This window comes from Stenotrophomonas sp. B2 (assembly GCF_014947095.1).
GTDB classification, from domain to species: domain Bacteria; phylum Pseudomonadota; class Gammaproteobacteria; order Xanthomonadales; family Xanthomonadaceae; genus Stenotrophomonas; species Stenotrophomonas maltophilia_P.
In genome coordinates this window covers 160,748-185,102 of the sequence record NZ_JADCQA010000001.1, presented here as the reverse complement: position 1 = coordinate 185,102, position 24,355 = coordinate 160,748, and the positions used below count along the sequence as shown (strand labels likewise).

At 65.6% G+C, this 24,355-nt stretch carries 23 protein-coding genes; 18 read left to right on the top strand and 5 right to left on the bottom strand.

All coding sequences use genetic code 11. The annotated features are described in order from the left end of the window. Window position 1: 1 nt before the first annotated feature. The 6 genes from IMX13_RS00980 to IMX13_RS00955 all read left to right on the top strand — a co-directional run bounded on the left by IMX13_RS00980 (window position 2) and on the right by IMX13_RS00955 (window position 5,038). Window positions 2-919, top strand: a complete 918-nt coding sequence (locus IMX13_RS00980) for a lytic transglycosylase domain-containing protein (RefSeq protein ID WP_193395562.1) — start codon at window positions 2-4, stop codon at window positions 917-919. Between the two features lie 189 nt (window positions 920-1,108). Continuing rightward, window positions 1,109-1,729, top strand: coding sequence for a ubiquinol-cytochrome c reductase iron-sulfur subunit (gene petA, locus IMX13_RS00975; RefSeq protein WP_053516597.1), 621 nt, complete (start codon window positions 1,109-1,111; stop codon window positions 1,727-1,729). Next, window positions 1,729-2,988: a cytochrome bc complex cytochrome b subunit gene (locus IMX13_RS00970; RefSeq protein WP_053516598.1), complete on the top strand. Its 1,260-nt coding sequence runs from the start codon at window positions 1,729-1,731 to the stop codon at window positions 2,986-2,988. Before petA ends, IMX13_RS00970 begins: the two co-directional genes overlap by 1 nt. Next, window positions 2,981-3,730: a cytochrome c1 gene (locus IMX13_RS00965; protein ID WP_053516600.1), complete on the top strand. Its 750-nt coding sequence runs from the start codon at window positions 2,981-2,983 to the stop codon at window positions 3,728-3,730. The genes IMX13_RS00970 and IMX13_RS00965 overlap by 8 nt, the downstream gene beginning before the upstream one ends. A gap of 134 nt (window positions 3,731-3,864) precedes the next feature. Then, entirely contained in the window at window positions 3,865-4,500 is a 636-nt protein-coding gene (locus IMX13_RS00960; protein ID WP_053516601.1) for a glutathione S-transferase N-terminal domain-containing protein, read from the top strand. 85 nt (window positions 4,501-4,585) lie between these two features. Then, window positions 4,586-5,038: a ClpXP protease specificity-enhancing factor gene (locus IMX13_RS00955; protein WP_053516602.1), complete on the top strand. Its 453-nt coding sequence runs from the start codon at window positions 4,586-4,588 to the stop codon at window positions 5,036-5,038. A 116-nt stretch (window positions 5,039-5,154) separates the two neighbouring features. Here IMX13_RS00955 and IMX13_RS00950 read toward each other — a convergent pair whose 3' ends face one another. From IMX13_RS00950 to IMX13_RS00935, 4 genes are all read right to left on the bottom strand, one after another. Next, window positions 5,155-5,505 carry a DUF3301 domain-containing protein gene (locus IMX13_RS00950; protein WP_053516603.1) on the bottom strand — a complete coding sequence of 117 codons (351 nt, stop codon included), beginning with the start codon at window positions 5,503-5,505 and terminating at the stop codon, window positions 5,155-5,157. Between the two features lie 68 nt (window positions 5,506-5,573). After that, on the bottom strand, window positions 5,574-6,560 hold the full coding sequence (locus tag IMX13_RS00945; RefSeq protein WP_053516604.1) for a DUF2272 domain-containing protein: 987 nt from the start codon (window positions 6,558-6,560) through the stop codon (window positions 5,574-5,576). Window positions 6,561-6,728: 168 nt separating this feature from the next. Continuing rightward, window positions 6,729-7,580 carry a carboxylating nicotinate-nucleotide diphosphorylase gene (gene nadC / locus IMX13_RS00940; RefSeq protein WP_065181227.1) on the bottom strand — a complete coding sequence of 284 codons (852 nt, stop codon included), beginning with the start codon at window positions 7,578-7,580 and terminating at the stop codon, window positions 6,729-6,731. Beyond that, window positions 7,577-7,846: a Trm112 family protein gene (locus IMX13_RS00935; RefSeq protein ID WP_193395561.1), complete on the bottom strand. Its 270-nt coding sequence runs from the start codon at window positions 7,844-7,846 to the stop codon at window positions 7,577-7,579. Before IMX13_RS00935 ends, nadC begins: the two co-directional genes overlap by 4 nt. 58 nt (window positions 7,847-7,904) lie before the next feature. On the opposite strand from IMX13_RS00935, the gene purE reads away from it, so the two are divergent. The 3 genes from purE to IMX13_RS00920 all read left to right on the top strand — a co-directional run bounded on the left by purE (window position 7,905) and on the right by IMX13_RS00920 (window position 9,989). Continuing rightward, complete coding sequence (gene purE, locus IMX13_RS00930) at window positions 7,905-8,408, top strand: 5-(carboxyamino)imidazole ribonucleotide mutase (protein ID WP_053516607.1); 504 nt, start codon at window positions 7,905-7,907, stop codon at window positions 8,406-8,408. Then, window positions 8,405-9,550: a 5-(carboxyamino)imidazole ribonucleotide synthase gene (locus IMX13_RS00925; protein ID WP_193395560.1), complete on the top strand. Its 1,146-nt coding sequence runs from the start codon at window positions 8,405-8,407 to the stop codon at window positions 9,548-9,550. Before purE ends, IMX13_RS00925 begins: the two co-directional genes overlap by 4 nt. 97 nt (window positions 9,551-9,647) lie before the next feature. Next, window positions 9,648-9,989: a carboxymuconolactone decarboxylase family protein gene (locus IMX13_RS00920; protein ID WP_065175859.1), complete on the top strand. Its 342-nt coding sequence runs from the start codon at window positions 9,648-9,650 to the stop codon at window positions 9,987-9,989. A 58-nt stretch (window positions 9,990-10,047) separates the two neighbouring features. On the opposite strand, the gene IMX13_RS00915 is transcribed toward IMX13_RS00920, so the two are convergent. Next, a complete protein-coding gene (locus tag IMX13_RS00915; RefSeq protein WP_193395559.1) occupies window positions 10,048-10,626 on the bottom strand; it encodes a superoxide dismutase in 579 nt (192 codons plus the stop codon). 121 nt (window positions 10,627-10,747) lie between these two features. Between IMX13_RS00915 and grxD the strand changes: the two genes are divergently transcribed. From grxD to IMX13_RS00870, 9 genes are all read left to right on the top strand, one after another. Further along, the gene (gene grxD / locus IMX13_RS00910; RefSeq protein ID WP_053516610.1) at window positions 10,748-11,068 is read left to right on the top strand and encodes a Grx4 family monothiol glutaredoxin; all 321 of its coding nucleotides are present in this window, start codon (window positions 10,748-10,750) and stop codon (window positions 11,066-11,068) included. After that, the gene (locus tag IMX13_RS00905) at window positions 11,065-11,841 is read left to right on the top strand and encodes an SDR family NAD(P)-dependent oxidoreductase (protein WP_053516611.1); all 777 of its coding nucleotides are present in this window, start codon (window positions 11,065-11,067) and stop codon (window positions 11,839-11,841) included. Before grxD ends, IMX13_RS00905 begins: the two co-directional genes overlap by 4 nt. A 232-nt stretch (window positions 11,842-12,073) precedes the next feature. Next, window positions 12,074-15,307, top strand: coding sequence for a TonB-dependent receptor (locus tag IMX13_RS00900; RefSeq protein WP_074901106.1), 3,234 nt, complete (start codon window positions 12,074-12,076; stop codon window positions 15,305-15,307). 252 nt (window positions 15,308-15,559) lie between these two features. Beyond that, on the top strand, window positions 15,560-16,948 hold the full coding sequence (gene ppnN, locus IMX13_RS00895; RefSeq protein WP_053516614.1) for a nucleotide 5'-monophosphate nucleosidase PpnN: 1,389 nt from the start codon (window positions 15,560-15,562) through the stop codon (window positions 16,946-16,948). Window positions 16,949-17,110: 162 nt separating this feature from the next. After that, window positions 17,111-17,629 carry a Tfp pilus assembly protein FimT/FimU gene (locus IMX13_RS00890; protein ID WP_111186083.1) on the top strand — a complete coding sequence of 173 codons (519 nt, stop codon included), beginning with the start codon at window positions 17,111-17,113 and terminating at the stop codon, window positions 17,627-17,629. Next, window positions 17,626-18,093, top strand: a complete 468-nt coding sequence (gene pilV / locus IMX13_RS00885) for a type IV pilus modification protein PilV (RefSeq protein ID WP_053516615.1) — start codon at window positions 17,626-17,628, stop codon at window positions 18,091-18,093. Before IMX13_RS00890 ends, pilV begins: the two co-directional genes overlap by 4 nt. Beyond that, on the top strand, window positions 18,093-19,280 hold the full coding sequence (locus IMX13_RS00880) for a PilW family protein (RefSeq protein ID WP_065175861.1): 1,188 nt from the start codon (window positions 18,093-18,095) through the stop codon (window positions 19,278-19,280). Before pilV ends, IMX13_RS00880 begins: the two co-directional genes overlap by 1 nt. A gap of 7 nt (window positions 19,281-19,287) precedes the next feature. Then, on the top strand, window positions 19,288-19,776 hold the full coding sequence (locus tag IMX13_RS00875) for a PilX N-terminal domain-containing pilus assembly protein (protein ID WP_053516616.1): 489 nt from the start codon (window positions 19,288-19,290) through the stop codon (window positions 19,774-19,776). Continuing rightward, on the top strand, window positions 19,773-24,350 hold the full coding sequence (locus tag IMX13_RS00870; protein WP_193395558.1) for a PilC/PilY family type IV pilus protein: 4,578 nt from the start codon (window positions 19,773-19,775) through the stop codon (window positions 24,348-24,350). The genes IMX13_RS00875 and IMX13_RS00870 overlap by 4 nt, the downstream gene beginning before the upstream one ends. The last annotated feature ends 5 nt before the right edge of the window (window positions 24,351-24,355 follow it).

Here is a 24,355-nt window from a genome sequence, read left to right as displayed (position 1 = left end):
CATGAAGGGGAGACTGGGGACAACGGCGATCATCATCGCTGCGCTGACCGCTGCGCCGGCCAGCGCCGGCACCCTGTACAAGTGCCAGGGGGCAGACGGGGTCACCAGCTATGTGAGCAAGCGTGTGGCCGGTGCCCAATGCAGCACCATCAGCTACAGCCGGGAGGCCGCCCGCCCGGCCCGCCCGGCAGCGACTGTTGCCAGGCCTGTGCCGGCCACTGTGGCCAGCATCGAGCGCAATCCGGTGGCGGTGGCCGCCAGTGCAGCCGTGCCCGTGCCGGCTGCACCGGTGCCTGCTTCGACTCCGGCAGTTGCTGCCGGCACGCCCCGCACCGGGCGCATGGTCAGTGGCCAGGTCTATTCCTATATGAAGGATGGGGTGCGCCACTACACCAGTGCGCGGCCCAGCCAGGTTGCCCACCTGGGGCCGGTGCGCACCATCCGCTACAGCTTCATGGAGCGCTGCTACGCCTGTGGGGCCAACCCGCGCGTGGACTTCGGCACCGTGCGTCTGAACACGACAGCCTTCCAGACCGAGATCGCTTCGGCCGCGCGCGAGTTCGGCGTGGAGGAGGCGGTGGTCCGGGCGATCATCCATGCCGAGTCGGCCTACAATCCGACCGCACTCAGCCGCGCCGGTGCGCAGGGCCTGATGCAGCTGATGCCGCCGACTGCCGCGCGCTTCGGGGTCAGTGATTCCTACGATGCGGGCCAGAACATCCGTGGCGGCGTGCAGTACCTGTCGTGGCTGCTGAAGCGATTCAACGGCAACCTCACCCTGGCCGCCGCCGGTTACAACGCCGGGGAAGGTGCGGTCGACCGCCATGGTGGCGTGCCCCCTTACAGCGAAACCCAGTACTACGTGCGTCGGGTGGGCCAGCTGGCCGATCGTTACCGCAGTGCCTTGAGTCACCAGTAGTCCGGCCGGTGCCGGTGCCGACTGACGGCCCATCGCCGGCTGCCGGTCGGCACACGGTGCAAAGAGTTGTTGCAATGCGTTGTGTGGCGCGTAACGGTTCCGCTACACTCGCCCATGATTCAATGCGGCTCTGGCCCCCACCAGACCGCTGGCAGCCTTAAAGCTACCTAATCAATATCGGAGTGCCGGATGGCCAACGATGGGGTACACGATCCAGTCAATACCGGACGTCGGCGTTTTCTTACTGCCACCACAGCCGTGGTTGGCGCCGTCGGCGTCGGATTCACCGCAGTTCCTTTCATCAAATCGTGGAACCCCAGTGCCCGCGCGAAGCTCGCGGGAGCACCGGTGGTGGCCGATATCAGTGCCCTGCAGGAAGGCCAGCGCCTGATCGTGGAATGGCGCGGCCAGCCCATCTGGATCGTCAAACGGTCCAAGGCGATCCTCGACGCGCTGCATGGGCTCGACGACCGCCTCAAGGACCCGGAGTCCGGCGAGAAGGACCAGCAGCCCGCCTACGTGCTCAAGCAGAATCCCGAGCTGCGCTCGATCAAGCCCGACGTGTCGGTGCTGGTCGGCCTGTGCACGCATCTGGGCTGCTCGCCGGAGATGGTGGCCGAGATCCGCCCCGAACCGTATGACCCGCAGTGGAAGGGCGGCTACTTCTGCCCCTGCCACAAGTCGCGCTTCGACATGTCCGGCCGCGTCTTCAAGGACGTGCCGGCGCCGATCAACCTGCTGGTGCCACCGCACCACTACCAGGACGACAACACGCTCATCATCGGTGTCGATCCGGAGGGGGCAGCCTGATGGCCAATATCCTGAGCCGTACCGCGACAGGCGTCGCCGACTGGGTCAACGCCCGCGCGCCGGGGCTGATGCCGATCTACCGCAAGCACGTCAGCGAGTACTACGCGCCGAAGAACTTCAACATCTGGTACTACTTCGGTTCACTGGCGCTGCTGGTGCTGGTCAACCAGATCGTCACCGGCATCTTCCTGACGATGCACTACAAGACCAGCGCGGCGGAGGCCTTCGGCTCCATCGAATACATCATGCGTGATGTCGAGTGGGGCTGGCTGATCCGTTACATGCACTCCACCGGTGCATCGCTGTTCTTCATCGTGGTCTACCTGCACATGTTCCGCGGGCTGCTGTATGGCAGTTACCAGAAACCGCGCGAGCTGGTGTGGATCCTGGGCATGCTGATCTACCTGGTGCTGATGGCCGAGGCCTTCATGGGCTACGTGCTGCCGTGGGGCCAGATGTCGTTCTGGGGCGCCAAGGTGATCATATCGCTGTTCGGCGCGATTCCGGTGATCGGCAATGGCCTGACCGAGTGGATCATGGGCGATTACCTGCCCAGCGATGCCACGCTCAACCGCTTCTTCGCGCTGCACGTGATCGCACTGCCTCTGGTGCTGCTGCTGCTGGTGGTGCTGCACCTGGGCGCGCTGCATGAAGTGGGGTCCAACAACCCGGATGGCGTGGAGATCAAGAAGGGGCCCAAGGGCAACCGCTGGTCGCCCAATGCACCGGCCGATGGCATTCCCTTCCATCCTTACTACACGCTCAAGGATGGCGTCGGCGCCGGCTTCCTGCTGATCATCGCCGCCTTCATCATCTTCTTCGCCCCCGGCTTTGGTGGCCTGTTCCTGGAGCACGACAACTTCACCGAGGCCAACCGGCTGGTGACCCCGGAACACATCAAACCGGTGTGGTACTACACCCCGTACTACGCGATGCTGCGCGTGGTGCCGAACAAGCTCGGTGGCGTGCTGGTGATGTTCTCGGCGATCGCCATCCTGTTCCTGGTGCCCTGGCTGGACAAGGCGCGGGTGAAGTCGGTGCGCTACCGCGGCTGGATCTCGAAGGTGATGCTGGGCATGCTGGCCGTGTGCTTCGTGTGGCTGGGCGTGATCGGCTCCGGTCCGGGTACCGACGTGCACGAGACCTACATCGGGCGGGTGCTGACCTTCCTGTACTTCGCGTTCTTCATCACCATGCCGCTATGGACAAGGCTGGACAAGACCAAGCCGGTACCGGAGAGGGTGACCACGCATGACTGAGCGCTGGATGGTCCGGCTGGCCCTCGCGGCCGCCCTGATGCTGGGCAGTTTCCTGGCCACCGCTGCCGAAGGCGGCACCAAGCTGCTGCAGGCCGGCAACGACCTCGGTGACCGCGCATCGCTGCAGCGCGGCGCGCAGCTGTACATGAACTACTGCTCCAGCTGCCACGCGCTGAAGTACCTGCGCTACTCGCGGATGGCGCAGGACCTGGGGCTGACCGAGGAAGAGGTGATGAACAACCTCAACTTCACCGGTGCGGCAATCGGCGATCCGGTGCCGGTGGCGATGCCCAAGGAGCAGGCCGAGAAGTGGTTCGGCAAGATGCCGCCGGACCTGAGCCTGATCTCGCGTGTGCGGGGCAGCGACTGGGTCTACACCTACCTCAAGTCGTTCTATCTCGACAGCAGCCGCCCGCTGGGCTGGAACAACGCGTTGTTCGCCAACGCCTCCATGCCCAACCCGCTCTGGGAAATGCAGGGCCTGCAGCATGCCGTGCACGGCAAGGCCGAAGGGCCAGGCATGGACCCGCCGGTGACCGGGCTACGCATCGACAGCCCCGGCTCGGTTGATGCCGGCCAGTACGACCAGGCCGTGCGGGACATCACCAACTTCCTCGAATACGCCGGCGAACCGGCCGCGCTCAAGCGGCAGCAGCTGGGCGTGTGGGTGATCCTGTTCCTGGCCCTGTTGACCTTCCTGGTGTACCTGCTGAAGAAGGAATACTGGAAGGACGTTCACTGATTCTGCCGCCGGCCGTTGGCTGGGCCTATTGGCTTTTGTGATGGTCGGTTGCACACTCGGGGAGAAGTCGACCGCCGGCACGGTGCTGGCGGCGCCGATGCGGCAGGCGGTCTCCTGTCGTAGGAGAGCCTTTGATGGCGGCGAGCGTACGCATGCGCAATACACTGACGCTGTTTTCCTCGAACGACGATGTACTGTGCCACCGTGTGCGCCTGGTCCTTGCGGCCAAGGGTGTGACGTTCGATTTCGTTGCGGTCGATCCGCAGAATCCGCCCGAAGACCTGATCGACCTCAATCCGTACCATTCGGTGCCGACCCTGGTCGAGCGCGAACTGGTGCTGTACGCCGCTTCGGTGGTGAGCGAATACCTTGACGAGCGCTATCCGCATCCGCCGCTGATGCCGGTCGATCCGCTGTCACGTGCACGCATCCGCCTGGCGATGCTGCGCATCGAGCACGACTGGGTGCCGCAGGTGCAGGCCATCCAGCTGGGCAACAAGACCCAGGCCGAGGCCGGGCGCAAGCGCTTGAAGGAGTTGCTGACCGCGTCGCTGCCGCTGTTCAAGGCCAGCAAGTTCTTCCTGAACCCGGAAATGAGCCTGGCCGACTGCGCGATGGCGCCGATCATCTGGCGCCTGCAGTCACTGGATGTGCCGTTGCCGAAGGACGGCAAGGCCATCGAGGATTACGGCAACCGCATCTTCCGCCACCCGGGGTTCGTGCGCAGCCTGACCGAGCAGGAAAAGAAGCTGCGCGACCTGCCCGTCTGAGCCGGCCGCTGCTTTCCCGTCTGCACGCCGACCGGCTTGCAGGCGATCCGCCCCGGTCGGGGCGTCGGGCGCGTACACTTCACGCATGACCGAAGACTTCTTCCACATGACCAGCCACCGCCCGTACCTGCTGCGGGCACTGGTGGAATGGATCAATGACAACCAGCTGACCCCGCACATCCTGGTCGACGCCGGCGTCCCCGGCGTGCAGGTGCCGCCTTCGGCGGTCAAGGATGGCAGAGTGGTGCTCAACATCGCCGAACGCGCGGTAGTGCGCCTGATGATCGACAACGAGATGGTGAGCTTCTCGGCGCGCTTCTCCGGTACCAGCTACCCGGTGCAGGTGCCGATCAGTGCCGTGCTGGCCGTCTACGCCCGCGAGACCGGGCAGGGCATGGCACTGCCGGATGACATTCCGGGCAGCGAACCGGCGTCGACCGGCGACGAAGTGCTGCATGACGACGACACGCCGCCGGAGGATACGCCGCCGGCAGGACCGCCGCCGAAGGGCCGGCCGAACCTGCGCGTGGTCAAGTAACAGGAGCGTCCAGCGCAACTTTGCGCCTTGCCGTTCTACAGACCTGGTCGCCGGGCATGGCCCGGCGCTACCGATCCCGGATCAGGAAGATCCACGCCACGCGTGGATGTCCGGGATCAGACATCCTCGGCATCGTCCACATCCGGCCGGATCTGGCTGATCCGCGCCGCGCCCGGGCCGGTGAACGACACCAGCTGATCGCCGCGCAGCACCATCCGGCCCACATGGCGATCGATGCCATCGTAGGAATATTCGAACTTGAAGGTGCGCTCGAAACCGAGCCGGCCATCCTCGCCGCGCGACAGGCGCAGGCCGGTGGCATGCACCGCCTGGTCCAGCCACTGCACATTGGCGGCGCGGCAGGCGTTGCGTCCCAGCTCGACCGCGCGCTCGGCGGCGGAGCGGGCAGCGTTCCAGAAGAAGTAGACGATGGCGCCGGCAATCAGCAACAGCAGCAGGGTGGGCATGGTTCCAGGGCGTCGGGTGTCGATGCGGCAAAGATGGCGGCGAATGCCTGCTGGATCAAGCAGAAGATTCAGTTCATCCGCTGCGGATCACCGGAAGCCGGCTGCACTGCGGGCGCTGTGGTCATCGGTGGCGTTGCCGCTGCCGGTGCCGGTGCGATCAACGGCGCGGTCGCAGTCAGCTGCAGCAGTGCGGCCCAGTCCTGGCGGTTGAAACTGCATTCGTCCTCGCGCCCCGGCGTGCAGCTGGGCTCGATGCCGGTGCTGTCGCGTTCGCGGGCCGCAGGCAACTGGATCAGTCCGGTCCGATCCAGCGGCAGCAGCCGCATCGCCACGGTGTTCATGACGTTGCCGCCTACCAGGTACAAGGTCTGGTCACCGCCGAGATTGGCCGCAACAACGACTTCGCAGTGCGACTTCCAATGGCCGACCGAGCCATTGCCAAGCGCCTGTACCAGTCCGCTGTAGCTGAGCGTGGTGCTGCGGTCGCGCAGGAAGCACAGAAGATCACCGGGGGCCGGCTTAGCCGTGGCTGGATCGGCCAGCCGGTAAGGCACGCCGGAAGGGCCACCCTGGTAGGCAGCACGGATGTAGTCGATGTGGCGCGGCGAGGTGTTGAAGCCGGGGACACCGGCACGCACCATCACCCAGGAAATGAAGGCAGCCGACCAGGGATTGTCGATCAGGAAGGCACGGCAGTCGCTGTCGGTATAGCGCGAGCCCAGTGGCGCGGCACAACTGCTGGCACCGGCGATGCTGCCCATGGCGTTGAGCGTGCCGCTGTCACGCCAGTAGTGGGAGACGCGCTGCCAGGCAATCAGGCCGTTGTCGGCCAGATGCTCGTTCTCGGCTTCCGTGACGCTGAGGCTGGCGGCGCGGCCATCGCGGTCGATGAAGGGGCGGAACCACAGCCGATGCTCGTTGCATGCCGCGTTGCGGATGGCAATGGCCAAGGGGCTCAGGCCGAAGCGCGGCGGGACATCACAGGCCTCGGCCGCTGCGGCGGACAAGGGCATTGACGCGAGCAGCAGACAGGCAGGCAACAGCATCCGGCGCATGCGCGGCTCCAGTGGGGGATGCGCGCAGCGTCGCAGCGCCGTCGTGAACGCCGGGTGGATCCGTCAATGTCGGCCGGGCATGGCCCGGCGCTCCCCAGTGCATGACGCGTCCGGTAGCGCCGGGCCATGCCCGGCGGGCAACGCGGTTGCGTCAGGCGTTACCGGGCCTCAACCCGGCGGTGGGCCCAGCTTCAGTGACAGATCGATGGCCTGTACATGCTTGGTCAGGCCGCCGATGGAGATGCAGTCCACGCCGTCCTCCGCGATCGAGCGCAGGCCGCCAAGGCCGACGCTGCCCGACACCTCCAGCGGAATGCGGCCGGCGGTGATGCGTACGGCTTCACGGCGCAGGTCGGGGCTGAAATCATCGAGCAGGATGCGCTCGCAGCCGGACTCCAGCGCCTGACGGAGCTGGGTCAGGTCTTCGACCTCGACCACCAGTGGCAACCGTGGCCATTGCCGACGCGCGGCCGCCACCGCAGCGGCCAGCGAACCGGCGGCACGAATATGGTTTTCTTTCAGCATCACCGTGTCGTACAGGCCGAAACGATGGTTTTCCCCGCCTCCGCAGCGCACTGCGTATTTCTGTGCAAGGCGCAGGCCGGGCAGGGTCTTGCGGGTGTCGAGAATGCGCGTGCCGGTGCCGGCCACGGCGGCCACGTAGCGCGCCGTGGTGGTAGCGGTGCCGGACAGGGTCTGCAGGAAGTTCAGCGACGTGCGTTCGGCGCTGACCAGGCTGCGGCTGCGGCCGTGCAGCAGTGCAAGTACCGTACCGGCAGTGACGGACTCGCCTTCGGCGATGCGCCATTCAATGCGCACGTCCGGGTCGAGCGCGCGGTGGGTGGCATCGAACCACGGCCGGCCGGCAATCACCGCATCCTGTTTGCACAGCAGGTAGGCGCTGTCAGTCTGGTCGGGCAGCAGGGCGGCGGTGACGTCGCCGCTGCCCAGATCCTCCGCCAGCGCGCGGGCGACATCGGCGGCGACGACGGCCGCATCCGGCGTCGGCAGCATGCTCATGCGGCCGGGAAGTCAGCGATCTGCGCGGTTGGAATGGCCTCCTCGGCCAGCAGCACCGGGATGCCGTCGTCGACCCGGAACACCTGCTTGCGGTCACGGGTGACCAAGGCCTCGCGCAGCGGCTGCGCCAGCGGGTTGCCGTCGGCCTTGTTCACCGCGCCGGCGGAAATCGACTTGTTGAGGGCTTCCAGGCCCTTGCCATCCAGCAGGGACAAGGGCTGGCGGGTGTCCGGCGACACCAGCAGGTCGAGCAGCTTGCGATCCATGGTTCTTCGTCTTGCGTGGAAGACGGCTAGAATACGTCTTTAAGGCAGGTGACGGCCAATGACCCCCAATCCGAACGCGCCGCTCGTCGGCATCGTCATGGGTTCCCGCTCCGACTGGGAAACCATGCAGCACGCCGCCCAGAAGCTTGAGGCCCTGGGTGTTCCGTTTGAAGTGAAGGTGGTGTCCGCCCATCGGACGCCGGATGTGTTGTTCAGCTATGCCGAACAGGCGGGCGGACGTGGCCTGCGCGCGATCATCGCTGGCGCCGGCGGTGCCGCGCATCTGCCGGGCATGATCGCGGCCAAGACCGCGGTTCCGGTGCTGGGCGTGCCGGTGCAGTCCAAGGCGCTCAATGGCATGGACTCGCTGCTGTCGATCGTGCAGATGCCGGCCGGCATTCCGGTGGCTACCTTCGCCATCGGCAATGCGGGTGCCTCCAACGCCGCGCTGTTCGCCGCCGCGATGCTGGCCAGCGACCAGCCGGCCATCGGCCAGGCGCTGGATGCCTTCCGCACGCGCCAGACCGAAGATGTGATGGCCCACGACGACCCGCGCCAATGAACCTGACTGTCGGCATCCTCGGCGGCGGCCAGCTGGCCCGCATGATGGTCCTGGCCGGTGCGCCGCTGGGACTGCGCTTCGAACTGTACGATCCGGCGGCGGACGCCTGCAGCGGGCCGCTGGCACCGCTCACCGTCGGTGCCTTCGATGACCGCCAGGCGCTGGCGGACTTCGCCGCCAAAGTCGATGTAGTGACGTTCGACTTCGAGAATGTGCCCGCGGACAGTGCGCAGTGGCTGGCCGAGCGGGTGCCGGTGTATCCGCCGCCCGCAGCGCTGGCTGTAGCGCAGGACCGCCTGAGCGAGAAGACGCTGTTCCAGCAGCTGGGCATTCCGCTGCCGCCGTTCGCCGATATCCGCAGCCGCGAGGAGCTCGCCGCGAAGGCGGCCGCGTTCGGCCTGCCGTGCATCCTCAAGACCCGTCGCCTCGGCTATGACGGCAAGGGCCAGTTCCGGTTGCGCAGCGAAGCTGACATCGACGCTGCCTGGCAGGCCCTGGGCGCCCAGGTCGAGCACACCGGCCTGATCCTGGAGGGCTTCGTGGCTTTCCAGCGCGAGGTCAGCGTGGTGGCCGTGCGCGGCCGTGACGGCGGTTTCCAGGCCTGGCCGGTGACCGGCAACTGGCATGTGGATGGCGTGCTTTCGGCCAGTGTGGCGCCTGCTGTGCTGTCGGCCGCCGAACAGGATGCCGCCATCGGCTATGCCCGACGGCTGGCCGAGCATCTGCAGTACGTGGGCGTGTTCGCTCTGGAGCTGTTCTGCCGCGACGGCGAACTGCTGGCCAACGAGATGGCGCCGCGCGTGCACAACTCCGGCCATTGGACCATCGAAGGCAGCGAGACCTCGCAGTTCGAGAATCATCTTCGCGCCGTGCTGGGCCTGCCGCTGGGCAGTACCCGCATGCTCGGCCACGCCTGCATGCTCAACTGGCTGGGCGAGATGCCGGACCCGGCGCCGGTGCTGGCCCAGGCAGGCGGCCACTGGCACGACTATGGAAAGCAGCCCCGTGAAGGCCGCAAGGTGGGCCACGCCACGCTGCGCGACGACCAGGCCGGCGCACTGGCCACGGCACTGGAACAGGTGGGCGAGGCACTGGGGCGCCAGCTGCAGGTCGCACCGGCGGTGCGGGCACTGCGCGGTTGACCGCGACGCGGAAGCGCAACGCTGTGACGCGCCGATGCACGCATCGGCGCATCAACCAGGGTGATAGCGTAAGGCTCCTTTCCCCGGAGTCATCGTCATGCTCGACTGGAACGAATACCGCAAGGAACTGAAGGGCCGTATCGGCGAGATCGGCAAGCTCTCGCCGGATACCATCAAGGGCTACGCCACTCTGGCCAATGCCGGTGCCCAGACCAATCATCTCGATGCAAAAACCCGCGAGCTGATCGCGCTGGCGGTCGCCGTGACCACCCGTTGCGACGGCTGCATCACGGTGCACGTCGATGCCGCGCTCAAGCAGGGCGCCAGCCGCGAGGAGATCGCCGAGGCGCTCGGGGTGGCGGTTTCGCTCAACGCCGGCGCGGCACTGGTGTACTCGGCCCGGGTCATGGATGCGGTGGCGGCGCACGAGAGCGCGTGATGCCCATCGCGTCGCCAGGCATGGCCCGGTGCTGCCGGGCCACGCCCGGCGGATGCTCTCAGCGCAGCCGGCTCTCGGCGAATTCCCAGTTGACCATCTGCCAGAACGCCTCCAGGTAGCGTGTACGGTCATTCTGGTAGTCGGTGTAGTACGCGTGTTCCCACACGTCACAGCACAGCAGCGGCGCGCTGTCGCCGGTCAGCGGGGTGCCGGCGTTGCGGGTGGCCTGGATGCCAAGCTGGCCGCCCGGATGCTGCACCAGCCACACCCAGCCGGAGCCGAACAGGCCCAGCGCGGTGCGGTTGAACTCCTCGCGCAGGCGCTGCACGTCGCCGAACTGGCGCTTGACCAGCTCGCCCAGCCGTCCCTGTGGCTCACCGCCGCCGCGCGGGCGCAGGCACTGCCAATAGAAGCCGTGGTTCCAGGCCTGGGCCGCGGCGTCGAACAGGGCGCCCTGGGCATGACGGACGATCTCCTCCAGCGAGGCCTCTTCCCATTCGGTGCCGCGGATGCCGGCATTGACCGCATCGACATAGGCACGATGGTGCTCGCCGTGATGCAGTTCCACGGTCTGCGCGGAAAGATGAGGCTGCAGGGAGCCGGACAGGTAGGGCAGGGCAGGCAGTTCGACGGGCATGGACAGGTTCGTGGACAGAGGGGCGGCGGCAGCCGGTTCCATCCGCTTACAATGGCGGCTACCTTGGGCAGTCTAGCCGACCATCGCGGTCGGTTTGTCCGGCGAAGCAAGGAGTGTGGTTGTGGCGGTAATGCAGCAAATCCAGGCCGAGGTCGATCGTTACCCGCTCGTGCTGTTCATGAAGGGCACCCCGCAATACCCGACGTGCGGCTTCTCCAGCCGCGCCGTACAGGCGCTGATGGCTGCCGGCGCCGTCTCCCTGCGCACCGTCAATGTGCTGGAGGAGCCGGAAATCCGCGCGAACCTGCCGCGTTTCTCCAACCTGCCGACGTTTCCGCAGCTGTTCATCAACGGGGAGTTGATCGGCGGCTGCGACATCATCATGGAGCTGTTCGAATCCGGCGAGCTCAAGCGCATCGTCGAAGAGGCGACCCTGGGATGAGTGCGCCGCCATCGACGTCACCGACCAACGGGGCGCTCGATGGCCGCCCGTTGCAGGACCGCGTGGTGCTTGTGGCCGGTGCCGGTGGTGGTCTCGGAAGTGCCGCCGCAGTGGCCGCCGCCAGCGCAGGCGCGACCGTGGTCCTGCTGGGGCGCAAGCCGCGCCGGCTGGACCGGGTCTACGCCCAGGTGCAGGCAGCCGGTCCCGAGCCCCTGCTGTATCCGCTGGATCTGGAAGGGGCCGGTCCCGATGACTACGCCGATCTCGCCCAGGCGCTGCAGACGGAGCTGGGGCGACTGGACGGGCTACTTGTCTGCGCCGCCCACTTTCCGGGCTTGACCCCGTTCGAACTGGCCGACCCGGCAAGTTTCGCCCGCGCCGTCCACGTCACCCTGACCGCACCCGCCTGGCTGGCGCAGGCCTGCCTGCCGCTGCTGCGCCAGCGCGAGGATGCGGCGCTGGTGTTCACGGTCGATGCGCCGGAACGGGTGGGGCAGGCCTACTGGGGAGGCTATGGCGCCGCCCAGCATGGCCTGCGCGGCCTGATCGCCAGCCTTCATGATGAGCTGGGCCGCAGTCCGGTCCGGGTCAGCGGCCTGTACCCTGGGCCCCTGCGCACGGCCCTGCGCGCCCGCGCCTACTCGATCGACCAGGACCCGGCTGCGCAGGGGCCCGAGGCCGCCGCGGCCGCGGCCGTGACCCTGCTGTCCAGTGCCGGCTCGGCCTGGCGGGGGCAGATCCTGGATGCAGGCAGCGCACGCCCGGCAGAGTGAAGGGCGACGTAAGGCGGGATGAAGATCCCGTCATGATTGCGTTGCGATCCGGTGCCGTTTGTCGCACAACCGTCACATTGATGGCGTAGCGTGTTAATCTAGTGTTAACCGTTATGGCTGCCTTCAGCCAACACGGTCGGGAACCCCAGATCACTGTCCAGTCGGCCACCCGCAAGGCCGCTTGGATGCGTCTTTTTTCCGCCATCGCCAACTCGTATCGAGGCTACCCTAGATGACCCACCCACTCCGGATGTCCAAGCTCACCCTTGGTCTCGTGGCCGCACTTGCTGCCGCTCCCGCCTTCGCCCAGAGCACCTCTGCAGGTGTCGGCGGCCAGGTCGTGTCCGCCGCTGGCCAGCCTGTCGCCGGTGCTGAAGTCACCATCACCCACACCGAGTCGGGCACCGTTTCGCGCGCCACGACCGATGCGTCGGGTCGTTACAACGCGCGCGGCCTGCGCGTGGGTGGTCCGTACACCATCACCATCACCAAGCCGGGTGAAGGCACCAAGACCGAAGAGGGTGTCTACCTGAACCTGAACCAGGTCAACACCGTCAATGCCAACCTGACCGGCGACGTGGCGGCCACCAACCTGGACGCCGTGAATGTTGTCGCCACCGCGGGCGGCCTGGACATCTTCAGCGCCACCAAGATGGGTACCGGCTCGAACGTGACCCGCGAAACGATGGACGCGCTGCCGTCGGCCAACCGCAACATCCAGGACTACATCCGCCTGGACCCGCGCATCTCGCAGGTCAGCAAGGCTGACGGCGCGATCTCGGCTGGCGGTCAGAACACCCGTTACAACGCGATCCGTATCGACGGCATCAGTGCCTCCGATCCGTTCGGCCTGGGCTCCAACAACCTGCCGACCGAGCGTCAGCCGGTGTCGATGGATGCCATCCAGGAAATCAACATCGATCTCGCGAACTACGACACCACCATCGCCGGTGGTACCGGTGCGGTGATCAATGCCGTGACCAAGTCGGGTACCAACGAGTTCCATGGCACTGTCTACGGTTCCTACCGCGACAAGGACATGGTCCGCGAGGAACTGCGTGGCGAGAAGTTCAACGGCTTCGAGGACGAGAAGACCTACGGCATGACCTTCGGCGGCCCGATCGTCAAGGACAAGCTGTTCTTCTTCAGCAACTACGAGAAGTACGAGCGTTCGGCCGCTGGCATCAGCCTGAGCGACACCCCGATCGGCAAGGGCACCATCACCCAGCAGCAGATCACCGACGTCCAGAATTTCCTGGGTGGACTCGGCTATGACCCGGGCAGCCTGACGGCACCGAACAGCAAGACCGAAATCGAAGAGTACGCGGTCAAGCTGGACTGGAACATCAATGAAAACCACCGTGCGGCCCTGCGCTACAACAAGATGGAGCAGAACGTCGTCCGCTTCCCGCAGGTCAGCACCAGTGCGATCTCGCTGAGCAACTTCTGGTACCAGCAGCCGACCGAATACGAAACCTGGATGGGCGAACTGTTCAGCGACTGGTCCGAGAACTTCTCGACCGAGTTCAAGGTCTCGCACAAGGATTACTCGGCCAACCGCGTTCCGCTGGTCGACATGCCGCAGATCCGCATCCGTTCGGGTAACGACTCGCTGTACGTCGGTACCGAGCAGAACACGCACGTCAACATCGTGGAATCGAAGGAACTGAGCGCCTTCGGTGCCGGTACCTGGTACATCGGCGATCACACCGTCAAGTTCGGCTTCGATTACTCGAAGAACGACCTGATGAACTTCTACGGCCGCAACCTCAACGGCGTCTACGAGTTCAACAGCGTCGAGGACTTCCTGAACGGTCGCATCGCGCGCTACCAGCTGCGTGCCCCGCGCGCCGGCGGCAGCCGCAGTGATATCCCGGCAGACTTCACCCTGAAGAACACCGGTGTGTTCGTCCAGGATACCTGGGCCATCAACTACAACCTGAGCCTGATGTTCGGTGTCCGCGTCGACATGCCTGACTTCAGCAGCCAGCGCCTGTACAACCCGCGCATCGAGCAGCTGTACGGCTTCAACAACACCCAGCTGGTCGACAAGAACCTGGTGCAGCCGCGCGTCGGCTTCAACTACACCTTCGACAGCGAGCGCCCGACCCAGCTGCGTGGTGGCGTGGGCCTGTTCGGTGGCGCTGCCCCGAACGTGTGGCTGGCGGGTGCCTACCAGAACACCGGCCTGAACTACATCGAGTACGATGAGCGCAACCTGACCAGCGGCTTCACCCCGGACGGCAACAATCCGTACATTCCGGCTGGTGGCCCCGCAGCTGCGCGCCAGAACGTCGACATCATCGCCCCGGGCACCCGCCTGCCGTCGGTGTGGAAGGCCAACCTGGCGTTCGACCATGAGCTGCCGTGGTACGGCATCGTGGCGTCGGCCGAAGTGCTGATGACCAAGGTCAAGGACGGCATCTACTTCGACCGTCTCGACGTTTCGGCGCCGACCGCTTACGGCCAGGACGGTCGTGCGATCTACTGGGATGCGAATGGCCGTAATCCGGCGAACAGCCGCATGTCGGGTGGCACCAACTTCGGCATGACCACCGGCACCAACCGTGCCACCGACCGTGCCAACCGTCCGAGCGACATCGGCGACGTGCTGGTCATGCGCAACACCGACAAGGGTCGTGGTACGCAGGCCACCTTCTCGCTGGCCAAGCCGCTGACCGAGAACTGGGGCTGGTCGCTGGGTTACACCTATACCAAGTCCAAGGAAGTCAGCCCGCTGACCAGCTCGCAGAACACCTCGAACTGGAACAACACGCTGATCTTCAACGCCAACGAAGACGTGGCCTACGACTCGCGTTACGCGATCAAGGACCGCATCACCGGCACCCTGGAGTGGAAGCACAACTTCTTCGGTGACAACGCCACCCGCGTCGGCCTGTTCTACGAAGGTCGTTCGGGCCGTCCGTACAGCTACATCTTCTACAACGATGCCAACGGCGACGGTGCTACCACCAACGATCTGTTCTATGTGCCGAGCGGCCCGGGTGACGTGCTGTTCGGTTCGGTGGTCGGTGGTCGCTTCGTGCAGAGCGCGCAGATGGAGCAGGACTTCTTCAACTGGCTGGCGCAGAATCCGGAGCTCGATGCCTACCGTGGCAGCGTGGTCCCGGCCAACTCGCACCGTGCCAAGTGGATCAACACCTTCGACGTCCGCATCAGCCAGGAGTTCCCGGGCTTCGTGAAGAGCCACAAGGGTGAGATCGCGCTGGACATCATGAATGTCGGCAACCTGCTGAACAAGAAGTGGGGCCTGATCGACGACTACGGCTTCTACGCCACCCGTCGCGTCGCCAACTACGCGGGTATCGACCCGGCGACCGGCAAGTACGTGTACTCGTTCACCGGTTCCACCGACAACCCCGCGATCCAGGAAAACAACAACGACAAGGGCAACACTGCCGTGTCGCGCTGGTCGATGCAGCTGACCCTGAAGTACAAGTTCTGATCCGTCGGAACATCACGCAGTAGACGGAAACGGCCGGGGTAACCCGGCCGTTTCCCGTTCGGGTGAAAGTTCTTGCAGTGGCCACGACATCGGCGTAGCATCCGGGTTCGTGCGCGGCGCCGATGCCGCAGATGCGGTCCCGGAATGGCGAACGCGGTCAGCACATATCCAACGGTCGGGATTCCCGGCCGTTTTGCTTTTTAAGGGGGCGGCAGTACAGTCGGAAACCTTGAAGGAAGCGAAACGTTGGATATGACCACGAACGAAAAGGCAGCCCGTGCGCTGCCGGTACAGGACGCGCGGATCTACCCGCGCGGTGGGCTGGATGTGCTGTCGCGGGCAGAAGTGGCGCGCCTGCGCGACGCCTCCGGCGGCGGCATGCACGAGCTGCTGCGCCGCTGCGCGCTGGCTGTGCTGACCAGCGGCAGTGCGTCGGATGATCCGCGCGCGGCGCGCGATCTCTATCCCGACTTCGACATCCAGGTCGCGCAGCAGGATCGCGGTGTGCGCATCGACCTGGTCAATGCGCCGGCGATGGCCTTCGTCGATGGCGAAATCATCCGCGGCGTGGCCGAACTGCTGTTTGCCGTGGTCCGCGACCTCGCCTACATGGCCATCGAAATGGGCCCGGCCTACGCGGCCGAACTGGAATCCTCCGAAGGCATCACCAACGCGGTGTTCGGCCTGCTGCGCAACGCGCGCATCCTCAACCCCGGTGACCCGAACCTGGTGGTCTGCTGGGGCGGTCACTCGATCTCGCGCGACGAATACCTGTACACCAAGCAGGTAGGCTACGAGCTGGGCCTGCGCGGCCTGGACATCTGCACCGGTTGCGGACCGGGTGCGATGAAGGGCCCGATGAAGGGGGCCACGATCGCCCACGCCAAGCAGCGCAAGACGGTGACGCGCTACATCGGCCTGACCGAGCCGGGCATCATCGCTGCGGAATCGCCCAACCCGATCGTCAACCACCTGGTGATCATGCCGGACATCGAGAAGCGCCTGGAGGCGTTCGTCCGCATCGGCCACGGCATCATCGTGTTTGCCGGTGGTGTCGGCACCGCCGAGGAGATCCTGTACCTGCTCGGTATCCTGCTGCGCGACGAGAACAAGGACCTGCCGTTCCCGCTGATCCTGACCGGCCCGACCGTGGCTGCACCGTATTTCGAGCAGATCGACCGCTTCATCCGGCTGACCCTGGGCGATGCCGCCGCAGAGCGTTACGAGATCATCATCGGCGACCCGGTTGCCGTGGCCAGGAAGATGTCCGCCGGCATCAAGCGCGTGCGCGAGCATCGCCTGGCGCAGAAGGATTCGTTCTTCTTCAACTGGTCCATCGAGATTCCGTGGGAGTACCAGCAGCCCTTCGTGCCGACGCATGAGGCCATGGCTGCACTGGATCTGCACCATGGGCGTGCGCCGCATGCCCTTGCGGCGGACCTGCGTCGTGCCTTCTCCGGCATCGTTGCCGGCAATGTGAAGGAGGATGGCATGCGCCGCATCGAGCAGTTCGGGCCGTTCCAGATCCACGGTGACCCGGACATGATGCAGGCCCTGGACGCGCTGCTGCGCGCCTTCGTCGAGCAGCGCCGGATGAAGATCTCCGGCGAGTACCAGCCCTGTTACCAGGTGCTGGCCTGAGACCGTGCCGGCGCGATGGGGATCGCGCCGGCAGCGGTGGGGAAGGGCGGTTCGTCAAGCGTTTGACGCCCGTCGCCCCGGATTGACCGTTCATCCTGCCGCCGCTTGCTGGCGGCAGGGTGATGGCCCATGGTGGCGATCAATACGCTGGGGAGCGTCCACATGTCTTTGCGCCGGCAGAACGGCTTCACGCTGGTTGAGTTGATGATCACGGTGGTCGTGCTGGGCGTGCTGGCGACGATCGCGTTTCCGAGCTTCCAGAGCACCATCCGCTCCAACCGCATAGCCACCACCAGCAATGACCTCATCGCGTCGATGGCGCTGGCCCGCAGTGAAGCGGTCAAGAACCGCAGGGGTGGCGGCGTGTGTGCCTCTGCCGGAGGCACGTCCTGTGATGGCGACAGCTGGACCGATGGCTGGCTGGTCTGGGCCGACAGCAACGGCGACGGCGCGCTCAGTGCCGGCGAAACCGTCCTGCGCTACAGCCCCGGACGTTCGGCGCTGGTCGCCGTCGGTACGCCCGACCTGTCGGTGAGTTTCGACCCGCGGGGCCGCAATCGCGCCAATGCCACGCTCGACCTGACGCTGCGCCCGGAAAACTGCGGCAAGCAGCCGCTGCAGCGCACGCTTCGCCTGTCCCCGACCGGGCAGGTGCGTCTGTTGAAGGAGGACTGCAAGTGAGAACGCCCCGTTTCCGTTCCCCGCGCAACGCACAGGGCGGCTTCAGCCTGATCGAGGTATTGATCGCGATCCTGGTGCTGGGGGTCGGTTTGCTGGGTTTCGCACTGCTGCAGACGATGAACGTACGCTTCGTGCAGAGCGCCAACTATCGCACCCAGGCGACCAACCTGACCTACGAAATGCTTGATCAGCTGCGGATGAACCGCTCGATGGCACCGTCCTACGTGGGCGACTACACGGCGACCACCGCGGCCAAGAACTGCCTGCCACCGGTCGGCAACGACATCGGCAAGGACGCGTTCACCCTGGACTGGACCTGCCGTCTCGGCAAGGCGCTGGGGGATGGGGCCACGGCCAAGGTCGCACGTGCTGGCACCCAGTACACGGTCAGCGTGACGTGGGGTGACGAGCGCTGGAACGCTGACGCCAGCGATACCACCTTCAGTGCCGGGAGCCGCCTGTGATGCGCGCGCCTTCCCCGGCCCGGCGCATGGCCGGCCTGTCCATGGTCGAACTGATGATCGCGCTGACCATCGGCGTGATCGTCATGCTCGGTGTCGTCCAGGTGTTCGCGGCCTCGCGTGCTGCCTATCAGCTGTCCGATGGCCTGGCGCGCGTGCAGGAGAACAGTCGCTTCGCCATGGATACCCTGCAGCGCGAACTGCGCATGGCAGGTCATTTCGGCTGCGTCAACGATCAGGCCCGGCAGTCGCCGGATGGCGTCTCGCTGTTTACGACGTTCGCGGCCACGCCTCATCCGGCGCTGGACTTCCAGCGATCCATCCAGGGCTACGAGGCGACCGATACGGCGCCCGGCGATGCGGTGACGCTGCCGGCCACTCCGGCGACGGGCGGCACCGCCTACACACCCGCATTGCCCGATGAATTCGCTGCGGCGCTGCCCAACCGCGTCAATGGCAGCGACATCGTCGCCCTGCGATACCTGATGCCGGACGGCGTGCCGGTCACGGCTTCCGGCGGTACCGTCGCGCAGCCGGTTTTCAGTTTCGACAAGGCGCGACTCGCCGTGCTGCAGAGTGGCGTTGCCGATTCCGGGCTGTACGGCGCTGCCGACTGCGCCAGCGCCACCGTTTTCCAGGCGCGCAGCATCGACAAGGCAGGGGGCACGATCACCTTCGGCGATGCACCGAACAATGCGAGCAACTTCATCCGTCCGGTGACCGCAGGCCAGGCGATGCTGCATCGTGCGGAAAGCGCTGTGTACTACGTGGGCTACGACGCAGCCAGCGCACGTTCCTCACTGTACCGCGTGCGTTTCAACGCCACGCCCAATGGTGCGCTGGTCGCCGGCGCGCCGGAGGCCCTGGTGGAGGGTGTGGAGAACATGCAGCTGCTGTACGGCCAGGATCGTCGCCTGACCAGTGCCTACCCGACCGGCTTCATTGATCGCCAGGGCACCGCGGCCACCGTGCAGGCATCGGCCAATCCCAACATCAACGCCTGGCGGCGCGTGGGTGCCGTGCAGATGGGCCTGGTGATGGCCAGTCCCGATCCCTCGGCCGCCCCTCAGGCCGACCAGAATGCGGTGCTGACCTCGATGGGCGTCACGTTCACCGCGCCCGAGGACGGCCGCATGCGCGCTGTTTACCAGACCACCATCGCCCTCCGCAATCGCCTCTTCGGCAACTGAGGCCGCCATGCATCCGCGCCCGCGCACCCCCTCCTTCGCATCGCACCGCCAACAGCGCGGCGCGGTGCTGTATGTCGCCCTGATCATGTTGATCCTGCTGGCCCTGATCGGCATCGCCGGCATGCAGGTGACCGGCATGCAGGAACGCATGGCCGCCAACTACCTGCGCTCGAACCAGGCGTTCCAGAACGCCGAGGCCGATGTACGTTCGCAGGAGGCGGCGATCCAGGCGGTCATCGACAGCGGCAAGATCTTCGAGGCCAACCAGGAAGAGTGCAGCCCGGTGTTCGACCCGGCGACCTGGGCCGATGGCAAGACCACGGCAACGGCGATCAATACCCGCCGCCTGGACAAATGCGTGCCGGTCGGGCCGCTGGGCCTGGGGCGGCGCAAGAACGAAGAGACCGAGAACATCTACCAGATCACCGTGTTGGCCAGTGACGATCCGGCCAATCCTTCTTCCAGCGCCGTCATCGACACGATCTTCATTCCATGAATACTCCGCGCCGATTCTCCCGCCTTGTCTCCTCCCCGTGGCTGCGTGCAGGCACCGCCGCTGCCGTGCTGGTGGGCGTGGGCGCACTGGTCTATCCGCTGTTCGCTGCGCTTGGCGACTATGACATCGCGCAGGAGCCGCTCTACAGCAAGAAGACACAGCCGCCGCTGATGATGATGGTGATGTCGCGCGACGAGCAGCTGTTCAACAAGGCCTACAGCGACTACAGCGATCTGGACGAGGACGGCACGCTCGACACCACCTACCAGGACAAATTCGACTACTCCGGGTACTTCGACTCCAATCTCTGCTACACGTACAGCAGCAGCCAGTTCAAGGCCACGGCACAGGCGACCGGCGCGCAGAGGCACACCTGCTCGGGTACCTGGTCGGGCAACTTCCTCAACTGGGCGACCATGAGCCGCCTGGATGTGATGCGCTACGTGCTGTACGGCGGCCATCGCATCACCGATACCGCCAGCAAGACGGTGCTGGAGCGGGCGCAGATTCCCAACGACCTGCACGCCTGGGTCAAGGTGTACAGCGGCGCCGACATCAACAACTTCACCCCGTACAAGACGACCATGTCGTTCTGCAATGCCAGCATCAGTGCCACCGGCGCACCGCTGATGCGCGTTGCCAGTGGCAGCTGGGGTGAATGGGCCTCGACTGCCGGCTATCAGTGCATCGTGGGGCGCAGCGACGAGGGCAAGGATGACTCCCCCCGATCGGTCGCGGCCGACCTGAATGTCCGGGTTGAAGTCTGCGCCACCGGTTCTGGAACCTTCCAGGAAGCGTTCTGCCGCAAGTACAACGACGGCACCCGGGACTACCTGAAACCGGCGGGCCTGCTGCAGTCCTACGGTGAAAGTGGCCGTCTGCGGTTTGGTCTGGTCACCGGCACCTATGTCAATCCGCGCGATGGCGGCGTGGTCCGTCGCAACATCGGCAAGATCGCCGGCAACGGCACGACCTTCTGCGCGGCCGGCGACGAGATCAACCTGTCCAATGGCCAGTTCTGCAACACGCTGGCGGGCGGGGCCGAGGGCATCATCAATACGATCTCCAACTTCCGCATCGACCAGTGGAACTGGAAGGACAAATGGACTGACTGTGACGACTACAGCATCCTGAATCGCCAGGGCTTCGACGGCCGGGGCAACCTGACCGACCCGGGCAACGCATCCAAGAAGTGCAGCGCCTGGGGCAATCCGTTGGCGGAGATGTATGCCGAAGCGCTGCGCTACATCAAGGGAGAAACGAAGGGAATCTACAGCGCCAGCGGTGATCTCAGCGGCCTGCCCAATTCGGTGGCCTGGAAGGATCCGTACCGGTCGCCGAACGACGGCGGCAACTCCTACTGCGCTACCTGCAACATCCTGGTGATGTCCTCGGGCCTGCCGTCCTTCGACAGCGACAACATCGGTACGGTCACTGGCCTGACCACGGCAGCGGCGGCGACCGATGCGATCGGCAACCAGGAGAACATCACCGGTGGCAGCTACATGGCAGGCCGTGTCGGCCTGACCAATCGCTATGCCTCGATCAACACCCATGAGGACATCTGCCGTGCGGTCAAGGTGACAGGCCTTTCGCTCGTGCGCGGCATCTGTCCGGACGTGCCGTCCACGGAAGGCAGTTACCTGATCTCGGGGCTGGCCAAGGCCGCTGCCGAGACCGATCTGCGTCCGGGCGTGCAGGACAAACCCAACACCTACAAGCTGACCGCCACCACCTACACCGTGGCCATGGCTGAGAGCCTGCCGAAGTTCGAGATTCCGGTGGGCAATGGCAAGATCACCCTGGCCCCCCTGTGCCAGGCCAACAACACCGAAGGAGCGGGCATCAACAGCAGCGGCTGGCGCAGCTGTTTCCTCGGCTCGGTCGGCGTCGGCACCAAGCGATCAGCGGTATCGCCGAACTACGTCTATGGCCGTGACTACCGAGCCGATGGCAAGGCCGGCAGTTTCTCGCTGGTCTGGGAGGATTCGCTGTGGGGCAATGACCACGACAACGACGTGGTCTCCATGCTCAGCTACTGCGTTGGCAGCACCTGCAGCGACGGTGGCACGACGCCATTCCGCAACATCTGCTGGCGCTCCAACAGTGGTGAATGCAGCAACAACGCCGTTCGCAACAAGGTCGGCGAAGACGAAGTGCTGGTCCGCATCGAGAACCTGTCCGCCTATGCAGGCAACGCGATGCTGACCGGCTACACGATCGTGGGCTCCAATGCGGCTGACAACGTGCAGCGGCTGGTGCTGCGCCCCGGCAACCGCAACGGTTCGGTGCTGAGCACCAGCGCCGATCCGCCGGCTACCTGGACCGGCGCGGTCGTGATGCGCTACAAACTGGGTACCGGCCAGGCCGGGCAGCTGGAAAGCCCGCTGTGGTACGCCGCCAAGTACGGCGTGCCGGAAGGCAGGAAGTGGGACAGCAAGGTGCCGGGTGTACCGGACAACTACTTCCTGGCGCGCAATCCGGCCAAGCTGAAGTCCGCGCTGGAATCGATCTTCGACAGCGCTGCGGCTGGCGAGGCCCCGGTGGGTGGCAGCGGCACCGGCGCCCGTGTCAACGCCGGCTCCTTCACCGTGTCCGCGCACTACACGGTGCCGTCGGGCTCGAACGACTGGACCGGTGATGTCATCGCCAGCCAGACCACGAGCACCGGAGGCGCCGGCGCTGAACTGTGGCGTGCGTCGACCAAGATGAGCGCCTCCGGGCGGACCATCGTGATGTCGACCGCACCCACCTATGTGAACACGTCCAACCAACTGGTGCCGGTGGCAGCGGCTGATTTCACCGCTGACAACGTTCCCGGGCGGGATCGCGCCGAGAAGCTCGGCAACATGGGGCTCAACACGGTGCCGAACTGGTTCGGTTCGCACAGCGTGGCGGACCTGGTCAGCTACCTGCGCGGCTCACCGGTGAGCGGCTTCCGCCCGCGCAGTTCACTGCTTGGCGATATCGTCAATTCCAGCGTGGAGATCGTGTCCAACAAGGACGACTACGGCTTCACCTCCTGGCAGGCGCAGGGCGGAGTGAGCTGGAAGACCTCGCTGGGTTTGAGCTATCGGGCCTACCTGGCGACCAAGGTGGCAAACGGTGGCCCACCTTCGATGGTCTACGTCGGTGCGAACGACGGCATGCTGCATGGCTTCAATGCCAGCACCGGCACCTCGGCGGGCAGCGAGCAGTTCGCCTTCATTCCATCGGCTTCGCTGCAGCACATGGCGGAGCTGGCCAACCCCACCTATGGACATCGCTACTACGTGGACGGCGGACTGACCTCGTCGGACGTCTACTACGGCGATGCCTGGCGCACGGTACTGGTCGGTTCGACCGGCGGCGGCGGCGCGTCGCGCGGGCCGTCGGCCACGGCAGTGGGCAACGGTTCGGTGTTCGCCCTGGATATCAGCAATCCGACCGGATTCACCGCCAGAAACGTGCTCTGGGAGATTTCCGGCAAGACCGAATCGGACCTGGGCTTCGTCATGGGCAAGCCGGTCGTGGTGCCCGTCGCCGGCCCCAACGCGGACAGTCCGCCCCGGTTCGTCGCCCTGTTCGGCAACGGTGTCAATTCCAGCACCGGCCGACCGGTGCTCTATGTGGTCGACATCAGCACCGGCGAGATCCTCAAGCGCGTGTACCCCACGGCGGGCAAGTACGCAGTCGCCAATGGCCTCAACCATGTCACCGCGGTAGCACTGCACAACAGCAGTGGGCTGGCCGATACCGTCTATGGCGGCGACATGCAGGGCAACATGTGGCGCTTTGACCTGCGTGGCGGTGATCCCAGCGCCTGGAATGTGGCCCTCAACGGCACGCCGCTGTTCACCGCCGTGCGCAGCGCTGTCGCCCAGCCGATCACCGGTGCGATCGAAGTCTCGGCAGGGCCGGGCGGTGGCGTCAGCCTGTTCTTCGGTACCGGTCGCTACTTCACCGCTGACGACAATGCAGTGACCCGTAATTCGCCGGTGCAGACGCTGTATGGGCTCTGGGACAACCTCTCCACTGCCATTTCCAGCCGTGATTCGCTGGTGGGGCAGACCGTCAGTGCCAATGGTGCCGGCTTCCGTGACGTGTCGGGCAACGGCGTGGACTACGCGAGCAAGCGCGGCTGGTACGTCGACCTGATCGTGGGTTCCGATGTGGAGGGTGAGCGCTTCTTCGGCTATCCGACGCTGCAGGGCGGCGCGGTGATGTTCACCACCTATGTGCCCGGGCAGGCGGTCTGCGGCACCGGCGGCGGCACCAACTGGCGCTATCGCCTGAACATGCTGACCGGCCAGCCGGCGATGAGCGGCTTGACCGACGAGGTCGGCGGAAACGCGCTGTGCGGCGCCAACTGCGGTGCCGGTGCGCTGACCCGCGGCGGAGACATCGCAACCGGTGCCCCCGTGCTGTCCACCAATGTCAACAGCACCACCTTGAAGGGCTGCGATCCCAGCGATCCGAAGTGCACGGTCGATGGATCGCTGGACCGCTGCATCGTGGCTCTGAACACGCCGGGCGCGGATACTGCGTATGGCCAGCGTGCCTGTGGTCGCCAGTCGTGGCGCCAGATCCGATGACTACC